The organism is Pleomorphomonas sp. T1.2MG-36 (assembly GCF_950100655.1).
Classification (GTDB): domain Bacteria; phylum Pseudomonadota; class Alphaproteobacteria; order Rhizobiales; family Pleomorphomonadaceae; genus Pleomorphomonas.
Genome location: NZ_CATNLY010000012.1, coordinates 575,970 through 591,274, shown reverse-complemented (window position 1 = coordinate 591,274; position 15,305 = coordinate 575,970). Strand labels below are relative to the sequence as shown.

At 64.6% G+C, this 15,305-nt stretch carries 15 protein-coding genes; 9 read left to right on the top strand and 6 right to left on the bottom strand.

Annotation, left to right across the window (positions count from 1 at the left end; genetic code table 11):
- Window positions 1–110 precede the first annotated feature (110 nt).
- From QQZ18_RS09640 to QQZ18_RS09620, 5 genes are all read left to right on the top strand, one after another.
- Complete coding sequence (locus tag QQZ18_RS09640) at window positions 111–569, top strand: hypothetical protein (RefSeq protein WP_284540479.1); 459 nt, start codon at window positions 111–113, stop codon at window positions 567–569.
- Between the two features lie 120 nt (window positions 570–689).
- The gene (gene dxs / locus QQZ18_RS09635) at window positions 690–2,612 is read left to right on the top strand and encodes a 1-deoxy-D-xylulose-5-phosphate synthase (RefSeq protein ID WP_284540477.1); all 1,923 of its coding nucleotides are present in this window, start codon (window positions 690–692) and stop codon (window positions 2,610–2,612) included.
- A 127-nt stretch (window positions 2,613–2,739) separates the two neighbouring features.
- The gene (locus QQZ18_RS09630) at window positions 2,740–3,444 is read left to right on the top strand and encodes a GNAT family N-acetyltransferase (protein WP_284540475.1); all 705 of its coding nucleotides are present in this window, start codon (window positions 2,740–2,742) and stop codon (window positions 3,442–3,444) included.
- A gap of 68 nt (window positions 3,445–3,512) precedes the next feature.
- Complete coding sequence (locus QQZ18_RS09625; RefSeq protein ID WP_284540473.1) at window positions 3,513–5,465, top strand: bifunctional 2',3'-cyclic-nucleotide 2'-phosphodiesterase/3'-nucleotidase; 1,953 nt, start codon at window positions 3,513–3,515, stop codon at window positions 5,463–5,465.
- A 177-nt stretch (window positions 5,466–5,642) separates the two neighbouring features.
- Window positions 5,643–6,686, top strand: coding sequence for a helix-turn-helix domain-containing protein (locus QQZ18_RS09620; RefSeq protein WP_284540471.1), 1,044 nt, complete (start codon window positions 5,643–5,645; stop codon window positions 6,684–6,686).
- Window positions 6,687–7,050: 364 nt separating this feature from the next.
- Here the strand turns inward: QQZ18_RS09620 and QQZ18_RS09615 are convergent, their stop codons facing one another.
- Window positions 7,051–8,028, bottom strand: a complete 978-nt coding sequence (locus QQZ18_RS09615; protein ID WP_284540469.1) for a magnesium transporter CorA family protein — start codon at window positions 8,026–8,028, stop codon at window positions 7,051–7,053.
- Window positions 8,029–8,239: 211 nt separating this feature from the next.
- On the opposite strand from QQZ18_RS09615, the gene QQZ18_RS09610 reads away from it, so the two are divergent.
- Entirely contained in the window at window positions 8,240–8,629 is a 390-nt protein-coding gene (locus QQZ18_RS09610) for a DUF2946 family protein (RefSeq protein ID WP_284540467.1), read from the top strand.
- Window positions 8,630–8,740: 111 nt separating this feature from the next.
- Entirely contained in the window at window positions 8,741–9,301 is a 561-nt protein-coding gene (locus QQZ18_RS09605; RefSeq protein ID WP_284540465.1) for a copper chaperone PCu(A)C, read from the top strand.
- 254 nt (window positions 9,302–9,555) lie between these two features.
- Here the strand turns inward: QQZ18_RS09605 and QQZ18_RS09600 are convergent, their stop codons facing one another.
- From QQZ18_RS09600 to QQZ18_RS09580, 5 genes are all read right to left on the bottom strand, one after another.
- Window positions 9,556–9,747, bottom strand: a complete 192-nt coding sequence (locus QQZ18_RS09600) for a hypothetical protein (RefSeq protein ID WP_100081086.1) — start codon at window positions 9,745–9,747, stop codon at window positions 9,556–9,558.
- Window positions 9,748–10,258: 511 nt separating this feature from the next.
- Window positions 10,259–11,188, bottom strand: a complete 930-nt coding sequence (locus QQZ18_RS09595) for a histone deacetylase family protein (RefSeq protein ID WP_284540462.1) — start codon at window positions 11,186–11,188, stop codon at window positions 10,259–10,261.
- 91 nt (window positions 11,189–11,279) lie between these two features.
- Entirely contained in the window at window positions 11,280–12,269 is a 990-nt protein-coding gene (locus QQZ18_RS09590) for an L-threonylcarbamoyladenylate synthase (RefSeq protein WP_284540460.1), read from the bottom strand.
- Between the two features lie 90 nt (window positions 12,270–12,359).
- Window positions 12,360–12,719: a DUF4406 domain-containing protein gene (locus QQZ18_RS09585; protein WP_284540458.1), complete on the bottom strand. Its 360-nt coding sequence runs from the start codon at window positions 12,717–12,719 to the stop codon at window positions 12,360–12,362.
- The gene (locus QQZ18_RS09580) at window positions 12,713–13,327 is read right to left on the bottom strand and encodes an NUDIX domain-containing protein (protein ID WP_284540456.1); all 615 of its coding nucleotides are present in this window, start codon (window positions 13,325–13,327) and stop codon (window positions 12,713–12,715) included. Before QQZ18_RS09580 ends, QQZ18_RS09585 begins: the two co-directional genes overlap by 7 nt.
- Before the next feature lie 92 nt (window positions 13,328–13,419).
- On the opposite strand from QQZ18_RS09580, the gene QQZ18_RS09575 reads away from it, so the two are divergent.
- A complete protein-coding gene (locus QQZ18_RS09575) occupies window positions 13,420–14,175 on the top strand; it encodes a DeoR/GlpR family DNA-binding transcription regulator (protein WP_284540453.1) in 756 nt (251 codons plus the stop codon).
- A gap of 178 nt (window positions 14,176–14,353) precedes the next feature.
- Window positions 14,354–15,304, top strand: a complete 951-nt coding sequence (locus tag QQZ18_RS09570; RefSeq protein ID WP_284540451.1) for an ImuA family protein — start codon at window positions 14,354–14,356, stop codon at window positions 15,302–15,304.
- The last annotated feature ends 1 nt before the right edge of the window (window position 15,305 follow it).

Sequence of the window (15,305 nt, the reverse complement as noted above, 5' to 3'; positions counted from 1 at the left end):
TTTTCCAATCGGCCTTTGCTTTGCCGTCTGGGTTGGAAAGGAATTCTCATCCCGCCTCTTGGTGCCGATCGATTCCCCGGTAGCTTGCCCAGAGAAGCAAGGGGAGCCGGATGAACATCGTCGAAACGCAGGACATGTGGGTGCTGAGCGCGGCCCGGAGGATTTGCATCCGGGACGTGGCGGCGGTCTCGGCCGAGCTGTCGCCGGTCATGATGGCCGAGGTGGAGGAGTTGGGATTGGTCGTCGCCGGTCCCTGGATTTTCATCGCCAACAACCTGCCGCGTGATGGAAAGACCCCGTTCGACTGGCGGATCTGCCTGCCGATCGAGCGGCCGCCGGCCTATTCCGGGCGGTTCGAACTGGCCCATCTCGAACCCATCATCGCCGCTTCGGCCCTGCATCGAGGCTCCCTGCGGACGCTGTTTTCAAAGGGTTATGGACCGCTGATCTCGGACATCGAGCGGTCGCGGCACGTCTTTTCCGGTGAAAGCCGGGAGGTCTATCATGACTGGCGGGGACCGGGTTCGCCCTACCATCTCATCGAGATCCAATTCGGTCTCGCTCGATGAGTGTCCCAGCATCTGCCGCAATTTAGCTTGATAAACACATCGCTTGCGAATTGAAGAGACTGTGATTGACTGGTATCTGAGGGTAAGGGGCTTGCCCTCGTAATTTCACGGATTTTTGGATTGCCGCGTCCCGCCACCCCGCTCCTCGACAAGGTGTCGTCGCCTGACGACCTCAAGATGCTGTCGATCACCGAGCTTGAGCAACTCGCCGCCGAGGTGCGCGCCGAGATGATCGACGCGGTGTCCGTGACCGGTGGCCATCTCGGCGCCGGGTTGGGTGTCGTCGAATTGACCGTGGCGTTGCATGCCGTATTCGACACGCCGCGCGACCGGCTGATCTGGGACGTCGGTCATCAGGGCTATCCGCACAAGATTCTCACGGGGCGGCGCGGCGACATCCGCACCTTGCGTCAGGGCGGCGGTCTCTCCGGCTTCACCAGACGTGCCGAGAGCGTCTACGATCCGTTTGGGGCCGGTCATTCCTCCACCTCGATTTCGGCCGGCCTCGGCATGGCCGTGGCGCGCGATCTCAAGGGCGACGACAACCAGGTGATCGCCGTCATCGGCGATGGCGCCATGTCGGCCGGCATGGCCTACGAGGCGATGAACAACGCCGGTGCCATGGACAGCCGGCTTGTCGTCATCCTCAACGACAACGACATGTCGATCGCTCCGCCGACCGGCGCCATGAGCGCCTATCTGGCGCGCCTCGTTTCCGGACCGACCTATCTGACGCTGCGCGAAGCCATGAAGCAGCTCGCCTTCAACCTGCCGAAGGGCCTTCGGCAGAAGGCGCAGCGGGCCGAGGAGTATGCGCGCGGCTTCCTGACCGGCGGCACGCTGTTCGAGGAACTCGGCTTCTACTACGTCGGCCCCATCGACGGGCACAATCTGTCCCATCTGCTGCCGGTGCTGCGCAATGTCCGCAATGCCAAGGACGGGCCGGTGCTTCTGCACGTCGTCACCAAGAAGGGCAAGGGCTATCCGCCGGCCGAGGCTGCGGCCGACAAGTATCACGGCGTAGGCCGGTTCGACGTGGTGACCGGTGCCCAGGTCAAGCCGAAGGCCAATGCGCCGAGCTACACCCAGGTGTTCGGCGAAACGCTGGTCGACGAGGGACGGCGCGACGAACGCATCGTCGGCATCACCGCCGCCATGCCGGCCGGCACGGGGCTCGATCTCTTCGCCGACGTCTTTCCCGACCGGATGTTCGACGTCGGTATCGCCGAGCAGCATGCGGTGACCTTCGCAGCGGGCATGGCGACGGAGGGGTTGAAGCCGTTCTGCGCCATCTATTCGACCTTCCTGCAGCGTGCCTATGATCAGGTCGTGCACGACGTCGCGCTGCAGAACCTCCCCGTTCGTTTGCCGATCGACCGTGCCGGCTTCGTCGGTGCCGACGGTGCCACCCATGCCGGCGCCTTCGATACGGCCTTTCTCACCTGCCTGCCCAACATGGTGGTGATGGCGCCGGGCGACGAGGCGGAACTCAGGCACATGGTGGCGACGGCGGCAGCCTATGACGGCGGCCCCATCGCTTTCCGCTATCCGCGCGGCGAGGGTGTCGGCGTCGATCTGCCGCTGCGCGGGCAGCCGCTTGAGATCGGTCGCGGTCGCATTGTCTCCGAGGGCGGCAAGGTGGCGATCCTGTCTTTTGGCACCCGTCTCGGAGAGGCGCTGAAGGCCGCCGAGGAACTGGCCACCTTCGGTCTCCCCGCCACGGTTGCCGACGCGCGTTTTGCCAAACCCCTCGATCGCGAACTGATCCGCCAGCTCGCCGCCAACCACGAACTTCTGATCACCGTTGAGGAAGGCTCCACCGGCGGTTTCGGCAGTCAGGTGGCGCAGGCGCTCATCGACGACGGCCGCTTCGACCGGGGCTTCCGGTTCCGTGCGCTGACGCTGCCCGACACCTTCGTCGATCACGACAGGCCGGAACGCATGTATGCCGATGCCGGCCTCGATGCGCAGGGCATTGTCCAGGCGGTACTCGCCGCGCTCGGGCGGAATCGGGTCCAGCTTGCCGGCGTGATCGGCAAATAGAGAGCCATTGCAAACGGCAGGCGCGTCGCGCGGAAACGCGAGACGGCTTTCCGCAAAACGATGTTACAACACAGAATTGAGCGGCGCCTTGCGCTCGCCGGATTGCGCGTTGTTCGGGGGGAAGGACATGGGCTTGCAGGAGATGACCGACCAGGGCGATCCCATCGGACAGGTGGTGGCGGGCTGGGTGCCGCGTCAGCGTCCGGCGCACATGGTGCTGGACGGTCGGACGGTTCGGCTCGAGCCGTTGTCCGTCGCTCACGTGCCGGATCTGTTCGCCGCCTACTCCGCAGACCAAGCCGGCCGGATGTGGACCTATCTGGCGGTTGGCCCCTTCGCTAGCGAATCTGAGTTGGCCGCCTGGGTCGGTCCTCTCGTGTCCTCGGAGGATCCGCTGTTCTTCGCGGCGGTCGACAGGTCGAGCGGGAAAGCGGTGGGCATCGTCTCCTACCTCCGCATCGATCCCGTCAACGGCTCGATCGAGGTGGGCTGGGTGACGTGGTCGCCGCTCATGCAGCGCTCGGCCATCTCCACCGAAGCGCACTACCTGCTCATGAAGCATGCCTTCGAAGGGTTGGGTTACCGCCGCTACGAATGGAAATGCAACGCCCTCAACGGGCCGTCGATGAAGGCGGCCGCGCGGTTGGGTTTTACCTATGAGGGCACTTTCCGCCAAGCCGTCATAGTCAAGGGACGCAACCGTGATACCGCGTGGTTCTCCATGATCGACAAGGAGTGGCCGACGCTGAGGGCCGCCTTCGAGGCTTGGCTGAAGCCGGACAATTTCGATGCCGATGGACGGCAGAGAAAGCGCCTGCAGGATTTCCGGTAGCGCGGACCCCGCGTCGTCGCCGGTACGTTTCGCCCGGTCGCGGGCGTTCATTTGGGAGACAAGTCGTTATGCCGATCCACCGTCTCAGCCGCCGCGAACTGCTTCTTGCTACCGCCGCCGGCGCGCTCGTCGCTTTTGTCCCCACGGTCGCCGCGGCCGCCGAACCTGCGGTTCGCCTTCGCCTGATGGCGACCACGGATCTTCACGTCAACGTCTACCCCTACGACTACTATCGCGACAAGGCCGACGACACCGTCGGTCTGGCCAAGACGGCGGCCCTGATCGCCGCCGCTCGCGACGAAGTGCGCAATGCCGTTCTGTTCGACAACGGTGACCTCCTCCAGGGCAGCCCGCTCGGCGACTACATCGCCTATGAGAAGGGGCTTGATGGCGGCAACAAGCACCCCGTCGTCGCGGCGATGAATGGCCTCGGCTACCTCTGCGGCACGCTCGGCAACCACGAGTTCAACTATGGGCTCGATTTTCTCGGCAAGGCGCTGTCGGGCGCCGAGTTCCCAGCCGTCTGCGCCAACGTTCTGAAGCCCGACGGCACGCCGCTCATCGAGCCGACCCGCGTCTTCGATGCCAAGGTGACCGATGCCACGGGCGCCGAACACGTGCTGCGCATCGGCGTCATCGGCTTCGTGCCGCCGCAGATCGTCCAGTGGGACAAGGACAACCTCGCGGGCAAGGCGACCACCATCGACATCGTCGATGCCGCGGGCAAGTATCTGCCGGCGCTGCGCAAGCAGTCGGACGTGGTCGTGGCGCTCTGCCACTCCGGCATTGCTGGCGGCGAACGGGCGGGGGGCGAGGAGAACGCGGCCCTGTTCCTGTCGCGGGTGCCGGGCATCGATGCGATCTTCACCGGCCATCAGCATCTGGTCTTCCCCGGCAAGGACTTCGCCGGCATCGACGGCGCCGACATCGAGAAGGGGACGCTCAACGGCGTGCCGACGGTCATGCCCGGCTTCTGGGGCAGCCACCTCGGCGTCATCGACCTCGATCTCGTCAAGGATGGCGAGGGCTGGAAGGTCAGTGGCTTCAAGGTCGAGGCGCGGCCGATCTACGAACGGACGGCCGACAAGAAGATCGTCTCGCGGGTGGATGCGATGCCGGCCGTGCTCGCGTCGGTGAAGGACGATCACGAGGCGACGCTGGACTATGTCCGCCGTCCCGTCGGCGAAACCTCGGCTCCGATCTCCAGCTACTGGGCGCTGGTGGCCGACGACCCGTCGGTGCAGATCGTCAGCCAGGCCCAGCTCTGGTATGGCGCCGCTCAGGCCAAGGCGGCGGGGCTGCCCGATCTGCCGGTCCTGTCGGCGGCGGCTCCGTTCAAGTGTGGCGGTCGCTCGGGGCCGGATTACTACACCTTCGTGCCCAAGGGGCCGATCGCCATCAAGAACGTTGCCGACATCTATCTCTACCCGAACACCATCCGCATCGTGAAGGTGACCGGGGAACAGGTGAGGGAGTGGCTGGAACGCTCGGCCGGCATCTTCAACCAAATCGATCCGACGAAGACCGACGAGCAGCCGCTGATCGACACGTCGTTCCCGTCCTACAATTACGACGTCATCGACGGCGTCACCTACCGCATCGATGTGACGCAGGAGAAGCGCTACGACAACGACGGCAAGGTGGTGGCGCCCGATGCGCACCGCATCGTGGACCTTGCCTACCAAGGCAAGCCGGTCCAGCCGACGCAGGAGTTCCTGGTGGTGACCAACAACTACCGTGCCGGCGGCGGCGGTCACTTCCCCGGCGCCGATGGCAGCACGGTGGTCTTCCAGGGACCGGACAGCAACCGCGACGTCATCGTCCGCTACATCATCGAGAACAAGACCATCAATCCGTCGGCGGATGGCAACTGGTCGATTGCCAAGTTGCCCGAGGGCGTCAATCTCATCTTCCCCAATTCGCCCAACGCGACGCTGGATACCGTGCCTGCCGGCGTGAAGGTGGAGAAAGTCGGCGATGCCGGCGAGGGATTTGCCAAGTATCGCCTGACGGTGGCCTGACGCGACCCCGATCAGGCTTGGAACCAGTTCGATCCGACGCCCGGCCTTGGAGCCGGGCGTTGTCACATGGGGTCGGACTCTGCCTTGCTCGGGCTGCTTGATATTCCGCCCTTGCCATGTATGGGTATTTCCCCAGATTGTCGGTTCCTACTCGACGAGCGGAGCGCCCGACTTCAGATGAGCGCGATATCCCCCGAAACGAAACTCCTTCGCTCTCGCTTCGACACCCGAGCCTTGCCGCCCCGCCTTGCGCAACCGGCCTGGGACGAGGCGATCGGCGTCATTTTCGATTCCCGTTTGCGAAAGAGCATCGAGGAAGGCTTCTTTGCCAATGTCGATGCGGCTTTCATGGGCGATGTCGCGCTCGGGCGCCTAAGAGGCACCGCTCAGGATTTTGACCGCTCACGTTACAAGATCGCCCGCGACGGCATGGACGGCTACCTGTTGCAGTTCTACCTCAGCGGACGAAGCGCTTCGCGCGGGGGCAGCAACTCGGAAGTCGCCAGCGAGGGCGACCTCTATGTCATCGACATGGCGCAGCCGCTTTCGACCACCACGACCGACCACGACCAGATCAGCTTCGTCGTTCCGCGCCGATTGATGGCGCCACGGCTCGAATGCGCGGATGCCGCGCATATGAGGGTCATTCCTGCGGGACAGCCGCTGGTCGCGCTGTTTCGCGAAAGTCTGAAGAGCTTTTACGGCCAGCTCGACAACATGACGCTTCGCGAGGCGGAGGTGGCGATTCCGCCGCTCCTCGATCTTGCCGCCGCCGCCATCAATGGACACGCGGACGAACGGGCCGCAGCCGGCGTGAACCTGGCCAGCTTCGTTGGTTTGCGCCGCCACGTCGACGACAATCTCCTCGACCCCGATCTCGGCCTCGACGGCTTGCTTGCGGCGTTCGGTCTGTCGCGACGGAAAGCCTACCGGCTGTTCGAGCCGGTTGGCGGCTTTGCCACCTACGTCAATCGGCGGCGTTTGCAGCGTGCCTTGCAGGCGCTGCGGTCGCCCGATTGGCGGCATGTGTCGATTGCCGAGATCGGCAGTGCCCATTGCTTCTCCAGTGCCGAGAATTTCAGCCGGGCCTTTCGCCGCGAGTACGGGCTGTCGCCTCGCGAGGTGCGGCATTTGGCCGATACGGGGCGAAGCTTGCCGGACGTAGCCTGGAAGCTGTCGGAAATGGGCTGGGCGCAATGGATCGAAAGCATCGGGCGATAGGCCGAGGTTCGATGGCACCCAGTCACGCCTTCATCGCGCGCGAAAAGCTGACACGGAATGCGGGATGACTGGCACGCGATGACCATTTGCGGGCTGCTACGTATTAGATCATAGGAATCCGCCGGGCTGCATGCGATGGAGCATCGGTCCCGAGATGATCGGGCTCATCGAGGCGGTTGATCACATGGCGATCCCTAAGAAGCCATTTTCAACGTAGATTTTTAAGTCTTACTTTCGGAATTTCGCCTGTCGCAAGCCCAAATCTGCGGGTGAGCCTGTGCAACCGCCTCGATTTCTTTTCTGGCCAGCGACGCGTCATAATATTCGTCGTTTGGGCTACCCTACATCAAACGCTACGCGCGCCTCATAGCCATCGTTTCCACCGGAAAAGGCCGTAGGTGCCGGCCGCCGACAGGATCATGGCGGCGATGCCCCAGAGATAACCGAAGGACCACTCGAGCTCGGGCATGTAGCGGAAGTTCATGCCGTAGAAGCTTGCGACCAACGTCGGCGGCATGAAGATCACGGCAAGAACCGAGAAGATCTTGATGGTGTCGTTCTGCTGGATCGAGATGAGGCCCAGCGTTGCATCGAGCAGGAAGGTGATGCGTTCTTCCTGGCCGCGGCAATGGTCGGCGAGCGCGGTCACGTCGCTCTTCATCGGCTTCAGGCGGGCCACGTCTTCCTTGGAATAACGCGGTCCTTCCATCTTGGCGGTGAGGAACAGGAGGAGGCGGGAGAGGGAGATCAGGCTCTCCTGAAAATGGCCGAGACGCAGGCCTTCGCGGCCGATGCGTCGCAGCGAGCTCTTGTAGCGGTCGCCCGACGGCGAGGTGCGCGAGTCGTCCTCGAATACCCGGCGGGCGATCGTCTCGATACGGGCGCCGGATTGCTCGATGACGTCTGCCAGCCGATCGATGGCGGCCTCCAGAATGGTCAGCAGCGCGCCATGCGGCGTCGTCACGTTGGCCCCCGCCGTCGTCACGTTCTTGATGGCAAGAGGGATGGTGCCCGGCTCATCGTAGCGCACGGTGACGAGATGCTTGTCGGTGAGCACGAAGGTGACGACGGTAATGCCCGGATCGTTGCTGCCGGCGCGGCAGGGCAGGGCGGCAGTGAGGTAGAGGACGTCATTGGCGACCGATAGCCGGCTCGACGGCTCGATCTCTTCCATCTCGGCGCGGGTGGGAAGCTCTGCGCCGATGAGCTGCTCGACCGCCAACTCCTCCGCGCGCGTCGGCGTCATCAGGTCGATCCACAGCGTCTTCTGGTCGGGCACCAGGGTGCCGCAATTGGGGGCGTATTCGAGTTTGTCGCCGACAGGATGAAACGTGTTGAGCATGGGCGACGTCCAGAACTCTGGCCTTCGCGAGGCCGGTTCGCATGGCGATGGGCAAATTCTCCGAATGCGGCGACTCCTGCCAAAAGAAGGAGGCGTTGCCGTCTGCCGCTTCTCTATACGCGGGCGTGCCGCTGGTCGAGTCTTTCCCGTTGGACATTGCACTGCCGAGACGATCTGGTAAGTGTTTCGTCGGATATGCCTGTGGGGAGCCATGACCGGTAACGATCGGCGGCAAGGGCTGGCGGGGTTGGCGTGCAGCCTGCTGCGCGTCCTGTTCGTCTATGCGCTTCTCTTGCAAGCGCTGGCCCCGCTCGCCATTGCGCGTGCCGAAGCGCGCGACGGTATCGGTGGCGACCTCGTCCTGTGTTCGGCGATGGCTGGAGCCGGTGCGGCGCAGCCCGGCGAAGAGCCGGCCCGGATCGCTCACGATTGCCTCTCCTGCTGTCTCGGCAGCATCGTCGCCGACCTGCCGGCGCCAGTCGGCTTGCCGGAACGGGCACGTTTTGCCTTCTGGCTTAGGCCTGCCGCGCCGGAGACCGTTCTTCGATTGACGCCAGCGGGTGGGCCTCCGCCGCAACGGGCGCCACCCGGCTTCGCCTGACTTTGCTGCCCGCCAAAGATAGGCGGCCTCTTTCATGCGACGGATCGACCCGCAACCGGGTATGCCGCGCCTTGGCAGGCGGCCGCAACACCATCATCTTCGAGGTTCCCCATGATCCAGTTTTCGTCCACCTTTCTGCGCGCCGCCCTGATCGCCGGCATTTTCTCGGTTTTGCCCGCCGCCGGCGGACTGGCAGTCGAACAGGCGTCGGCCCATGAATTCAAGGCCGGTACGCTCACCCTCAATCATCCCTGGACACGCGCCACAGCAAAGGGCGCCGAAATGGGCGGTGGCTTCGTCACCATCGTCAACACGGGCAACGAGGCCGACAGGCTGATCGGCGGCAGTTTTGCACTGGCCGGTCGCACGGAAGTCCATGAAATGACCATGGATGGCGATGTGATGAAGATGCGGCAGTTGGAGGATGGTCTCGACATTCCCGCCGGGGCCACCGTCGAGCTGAAGCCCGGGTCCTACCACCTGATGTTCATGAAACTAACGGCGCCACTCGAGGCGGGCACCAAGGTCAAGGGATCGCTGAAGTTCGAAAAGGCCGGTGAAGTTCCGGTGGAGTTCGCCGTCGAGGCGATGAGTGCCGGGGCAAAGGGCCACATGTCCGGTGGACACGACGCCATGCCCATGGGCGGCACCGGCATGAAGCACGGGGGCTGACCTCGGGCATTGCCGGCCAGACCGAGGTGTCTGGTCGGCAACCGACCTGACGCCCGCGAATCCAGGGTACACAAGGTACAAATGTCGACGGCCGAAGCAGAACGCTCCGGCCGTCGACGAATTCAGCGCCTTGGTCCAAAGACACGAGCCCTACCTCACGCGCCAGACCATGGCGGTCCGTCGCGCTGAGCCTTTGGAACAAGCCTGAAAGGGGATCATCGCCGGGCCGGCCGTAGCCAGCCCCGAACGATCGATCAGTCCTCGTACGAGAACATGGGCGCGGTCTGCTGGACCGTCGTGTAGTCCTTCTGCTGCACCTGGCGGCGCATTGCGCGTGCCGCAGCATTCACAGCGGGAATGCCGATCTCATGATATTGGGCATCAAGTTCCAGCTCGCTGCCTTGTTGGATCTGGCCCTTGTTAACAGCATCAGCCTGTTTGACCATCTGGGTACCGTCCTACCCCCGTTGCCGGGTACGTGGTTTGTCTTATGTATTCGTTCGGGAGTGCCGTGTCTAAATCACGTCTTCCACGATCATATATTAATCCTGCGAATGGGGCCGAACAAGGGCAGGCAGCATTCATGCGGTTCGGATTTCTCGCTACGTCGAACTAGATTTTTGACTGCGTGGCGAAAATGCGACATTTGCTTTGCCGAAAGCAGAGATCAAAAGCTGATCAAGTATTCAAAGCAGTGCACGACAAGTGATCACGCCAAGAAAATCTTAACATCTCGTTAAGCATAATTTGGGTCGGAGCTTGGATTGACCGCCGCTCGGAGCAGCACCTGACGACAAAACAAGGCCTTCGTCAGGCGAAGGTGGCGCTTGGCGCCCACCAAGTCCGCATGAATTCGGGCTGCATGGCCGCAAACACTGAACCTCGCCGGTGGGCTCGGATCGTTGAACTCCGGCGCCTTGTCGATTACGCGACGACCGAAGGTGTTGTTCGTTCGCCTCAATGCCCCATCAGCGCCGAGATGTGGGCGGCGGCCGAGAGGCCGAGGGCGTCGATGTCATAGCCTCCCTCGAGAAGGGAGACGATTCGGCCGCCACAGATGCGGTCGGCGGCGTCCACGAGTGTGCGGGTCAGGACGGCATAATCGCCTTCGACGAGATTGAGGTCGCCGAGCGGGTCGCGATAGTGGGCGTCGAAGCCGGCCGAAAGCACCAGAAGATCGGGACGGAAGGCGGTGATCGCCGGCACGATGGTTTCGGTTATCGCCGCGAGAACGACCGCGCCGTTGGCGCCTGCGCCAAGCGGCACGTTGAGGATGTTGTCGGCAACGCCCGTCTCCGACGCCTCGCCCGTGCCGGGGAATAGGTGCGCCTGGTGGATCGAGGCGTAGAACACCGTTTCGTCGGCATAGAAGATGTTCTGCGTGCCGTTGCCATGGTGGACGTCGAAGTCGACGATGGCGACGCGCTCCGCCCCATGTGCCGCCTGGGCGTGACGGGTGGCGATGGCGGCGTGATTGAAGAAGCAGAACCCCATGGCCTGGCGGGCGCTGGCATGATGACCGGGCGGACGGGCGGCGGAAAAGGCGTTATCGACGAGTCCGGTCATCACCTCGTCGACGGCGAAGCAGGCGGCGCCGGCGGCAAGCCGCGCCGCCTCGTAGGTGCCGTTCGAAAGGATGGTGTCGCTGCTGATCGACAGCAGCCCGTCGTGCGGCGCCTGGATGCGGATGTGATCGACATAGGCGGCCGGATGGACGCGCTGGATTTCCGTGTCGGTGACAGGCCGCGCCGTGTCGCGGATCAGGTTCTGGAACGCTTCGCCTTCAAGTTGTCGCTCGATGGCGACGATTCGGGCCGGCTGCTCGGGGTGGTTCTCCGGGGCGAGATGGTCGCGATAGCGCGGGTGGCTCAGGAAAAGTGTCCGCATGCACCGCTCTCCGCATGACGCCTCGCGGCGTCCGTGAAAATCCTGAGACAGAGGATGCCGCTACAACCGAGCCGTCAAGTAGCAGGAAGGTTTAGCGAGGTGCCGCGGCCCGCGTCAGCCGGTCGCGGATCGCTTCACCGAGCCCGTGGGGGGGGATCGGCGCCACGGCGATTCCGGCGACGTCGTCGCCATCGGCCCGGCGCAGCATGTCGAACAGATTGGCGGCCGCTTCTCGCAAGCTGCCCGACGGGCTGAGGTTGAAGATGCGCTTCGCCTCCTGGGCGCCATGGATCGAGGCGCCGCCAAAGGCAAGCAACGCCTCGTTGGGGTCGACGCGGCGGGCGTCGAGCCGGACGCGGGCGCGCGGCGCGTAATGGGAGGCGAGCATGCCCGGCGCCACCGGCGCGGCGGACGGATCGCCTTCCGATCGGACGACGGCGACACCGGCCGCTGCCTCGATGTCCTCGCGGGCGAGGCCGCCCGGCCGCAGGAGATAGGGAATGTCGTCGCGGACCTGCAGAATGGTCGATTCGAGGCCCACTTCGGTGCGGCCGCCATCAAGGATCAGCGGCACGCGGCGTGAGAGGTCGCCATAGACGTGGGCGGCGGAGGTCGGGCTGACATGACCCGAGGTGTTGGCGCTGGGGGCGACGATCGGCACACCGGCGGCGCGGATCAGGTCGAGCGCCACCCGGTGCGCCGGCATGCGTACGGCGAGCGTGTCGAGCCCGGCGGTGGCCAGCGACGACACCGGGCAATCCGGCCTTGCCGGAAGCACCAGCGTCAGCGGACCCGGCCAGAAGGTTTCGGCCAGCCGCCGCGACAGCGGATCGAAGACCACCAGCGTCTCGGCCATGGCAATGCTGTCGACATGGGCGATCAGCGGGTTGAAGGAGGGGCGCCCCTTGGCCTCGTAGATGGCGGCGACGGCTTGCCCGCGCGTCGCGTCGGCACCGAGGCCGTAGACGGTCTCGGTGGGAAAGGCGACCAGCTCGCCTTGCCGGATGCGTTCGGCAGCGAGACGGATAGACTCATCGGTTGCCGCTTCGATGCGGGCAAATTCTGGAGAACGGTTGGGCACGGAGGATCCTGGTGGTGGACAGTCTTGGCGCTTCGCCCGACCAAGCCTGTGTGAGACCAATCCGTGGCAACGTCAAGGCAGGGGGAAGGATCAGTTTCCGACCCCTGGCACGTCCTCCAGACGGTAGTAGATCGGCAGGCCCCGTTCCCTGGCCATGCGAACGTCATTGTCCGCCCCATTGGAGTCTCCCGGCAGGCGGAGAACCGCGTCGCACATCGACAACAGGCGCTCGGCGGCCGGATAGAAAATCCGGTCGTAGAGCGCGTCGCCGAGCGTTGTCCCGCCGGCCGACCGCCAGACGGGTAGGGCCACCCATTCGCCGATCATCGGAACGTGTCCGGCCTCGAACAGCGGCCAGGAGGCTTGCTCCAGGCGGCGGAGATTGTCGGCCATCTTCCGGGGATCGTCTCCGGTTCCGGAGCGGTAGGGGCCGGCGATGAGGATCAGCATGCGATGGTTGCCTTGTTCGGAACCGGTTGGGGGAAAAGATGGAGAGCGGCGTATTGCAGCAGCATGATCGTCTTACCGTCGCGAATGACGCCCGATCCGATCATCGACAGGGCCTCGTCGATGCCGACTTCGAGAACGGCGATATCCTCGCCTTCGATCTCGTTGCCGCCGCCGGCGGAGATCCTGTCGCCGGGTTCGTACCGGCCGACGAAGAAATGCAGCCGCTCGGTGACCGAGCCGGGGCTCATGAAGGCATCGAAGATCGGACGGACGTCGCGCACGCGAAATCCCGTTTCCTCTTCCGTCTCGGCGCGGATGCGAACCTCGGGCGCGGCGTCGTCGAGAAGACCGGCCGGCGCCTCGATCAGCAGGTCGTCGTGGCCGTTGACGAAGGCGGGATAGCGAAACTGGCGGGTCAGGATCACGGTGCGGCGGCTTGGGTCGTAGAGGAGGATCGTCGCACCGTTTCCCCGGTCGTAGGTCTCGCGCGATTGGCGCTGCCAGCTTCCGTCGCTGCGTCGGAAGGAAAAGGTCGTCTTCTTCAGGATGTACCAGTCGTTGGAGAGGACGGTGACGTCTTCCACGCGAACGCGATCGGCTATGCTCAAGATCGTATCCTTGCCTTCGAGGACTCTGGACCTGTTCTTAGTTTCGTGCAATATCGTGCATAGTCAAGAAATTTCGTGCAAACGAGGACTGCATGCTCACGTCGGAACGCAAGACCTTGATCCAACAGGTGTTGAGGCAGGAAGGCCGCCTCGTGGCCAAGGATTTCAGCCAGAGGCTGGGCGTGTCCGAGGATACGATCCGCCGCGATCTGCGCGAACTTGCCGGTGAGGGACTTCTGCAGCGCGTGCATGGGGGAGCCCTGCCGGCTTCGTCGGCGGTTGCCGATTTCGCCTCGCGCGAGCAGGTCGGCTCGTCGGTGAAGGCGCGGCTCGGACAGGCCGCCGCCCGCCTGATCCAGCCCGGACAGATCGTCTTTCTCGACGGTGGAACGACGAACGTGCAACTGGCGCGTCATCTTCCTCAGGATCTCAGGGCGGTCGTCGTGACCCACAGCCCGAGCATCGCGGTGGAACTCGTCCGCCATCCCCATGTGGAGGTCGAACTCATCGGTGGCAGGCTGTTCAAGCATTCCATCGTCGCGGTGGGGGCGACATCCGCCGAGGCGATCTCGCGCATCCGCGCCGATCTGTTCTTCATGGGTGCCACCGGCATTCATCCGGAAACCGGCGTCACCACCGGCGACCGGGAGGAGGCGGCGATCAAGCGCCTGATCGCCCGCCAGTCGGCGGAAACCGTCGTGCTGGCGACGCGCGAAAAGCTGGGGGCGGCGTCGCCCTACCAGATCATGCCGCTTGGCGATGTCGGCACTCTCGTGACGGTGTCGGACCTTGGCAAAGAGGTGCTCGCCCCCTTCAGATCCTCCCACTTGACCGTGGTCGAGGCATGAGCGCGGCTGCCAGGGAAGCGGCGATTTTCCGAGTCCGAACAGAAGGATCCCGATGGGTTTCCGTCGCATCCCCGTTGACTCTTCGGATGCCCCTCCTATACTGGAACATATAGAGAACAAAACCACGGAAACGGGGGTTTGAACCGTGCTCGCCAGCGAGTCGACGGACAGGATCGCTATGCTTCGACGGCAGGTCGCCCAATTGGAACGGGCGCGCGGCCGGCGCGAGGATCGTGCCGATCCTGAAACGGTGGAAGAGTTGGCCGGCGTGCCGGTGCACGACATCGCGCCCGCCACAATCCGCGCCGCGCCGACCTCCGTCTTTCGCGGTGGCCGGGTCGCGAACGCCTGGGCGGGCGCGGAGACGACGGCGCTTCCCTTCGGCCATCCGGAAGTCGATGCGGCAACCGGCGGCCTCAAACGTGGCGCGCTGCACGACGTGAGCCCGGTCGGTGCGCCCGACATGGCCTCGGCAACCGGCTTCGCACTGGCCTGCGCCGGACTGCTGCTGAGAGCGGCCGGGCGGGACAGTCTCTGGCTCTGGGTGCGCGCCGAGATGGCCGGGCGCGAGGCAGGCGAACCCTATGGCCCTGGCCTTGCCGCCTTCGGCCTCGATCCGTCGCGGCTCGTCGCGGTGACGGCCGGCGACACCGCCGACGTGCTGCGCGCCGCCGAGGAAGGTCTTGCCGCCCGTGCCTTCGCGGCGGTGCTGATCGAACCCTTCGGCGACGACCGCCGGCTCGATCTGACGGCCTGCCGCCGTCTGTCGCTGATCGCCGATGGCGGACGGGCCACCGGCATCCTGCTCAGGACGGGCGGCGTGCCGGGGCCGACCAGCGCCGTCACGCGCTGGTGCATCTCGGCCGCCCCGAGCAATGGCGGCGGCCGGCACCCCGGTAATCCGGTTTTCGCGGCCGACCTTGCGCGTAACCGTCTCGGTCCTGTCGGCGCGTGGATGATGGAGTGGCGTATCGATGAACAATCCTTCCGAGCCCCGCGCGCCAAGCCCAAGACCGAAGCGACCGGCCCCTTGGCAGTCCCGCTATCTGGTCGCCTGGCTGCCGCATCTGGCGACCGATCGTCTCGCCCGTCTGGACCGGGAGCGGTCGTCCCCTTCCGCATCGACTGAG

Coding starts and splice junctions, on each gene's coding strand:
- QQZ18_RS09640 (WP_284540479.1), top strand. CDS start 111: ATGAACATCGTCGAAACGCAGGACATGTGGGTGCTGAGCGCGGCCCGG.
- QQZ18_RS09630 (WP_284540475.1), top strand. CDS start 2,740: ATGGGCTTGCAGGAGATGACCGACCAGGGCGATCCCATCGGACAGGTG.
- QQZ18_RS09625 (WP_284540473.1), top strand. CDS start 3,513: ATGCCGATCCACCGTCTCAGCCGCCGCGAACTGCTTCTTGCTACCGCC.
- QQZ18_RS09620 (WP_284540471.1), top strand. CDS start 5,643: ATGAGCGCGATATCCCCCGAAACGAAACTCCTTCGCTCTCGCTTCGAC.
- QQZ18_RS09615 (WP_284540469.1), bottom strand. CDS start 8,028: ATGCTCAACACGTTTCATCCTGTCGGCGACAAACTCGAATACGCCCCC.
- QQZ18_RS09610 (WP_284540467.1), top strand. CDS start 8,240: ATGACCGGTAACGATCGGCGGCAAGGGCTGGCGGGGTTGGCGTGCAGC.
- QQZ18_RS09605 (WP_284540465.1), top strand. CDS start 8,741: ATGATCCAGTTTTCGTCCACCTTTCTGCGCGCCGCCCTGATCGCCGGC.
- QQZ18_RS09600 (WP_100081086.1), bottom strand. CDS start 9,747: ATGGTCAAACAGGCTGATGCTGTTAACAAGGGCCAGATCCAACAAGGC.
- QQZ18_RS09595 (WP_284540462.1), bottom strand. CDS start 11,188: ATGCGGACACTTTTCCTGAGCCACCCGCGCTATCGCGACCATCTCGCC.
- QQZ18_RS09585 (WP_284540458.1), bottom strand. CDS start 12,719: ATGCTGATCCTCATCGCCGGCCCCTACCGCTCCGGAACCGGAGACGAT.
- QQZ18_RS09575 (WP_284540453.1), top strand. CDS start 13,420: ATGCTCACGTCGGAACGCAAGACCTTGATCCAACAGGTGTTGAGGCAG.
- QQZ18_RS09570 (WP_284540451.1), top strand. CDS start 14,354: ATGCTTCGACGGCAGGTCGCCCAATTGGAACGGGCGCGCGGCCGGCGC.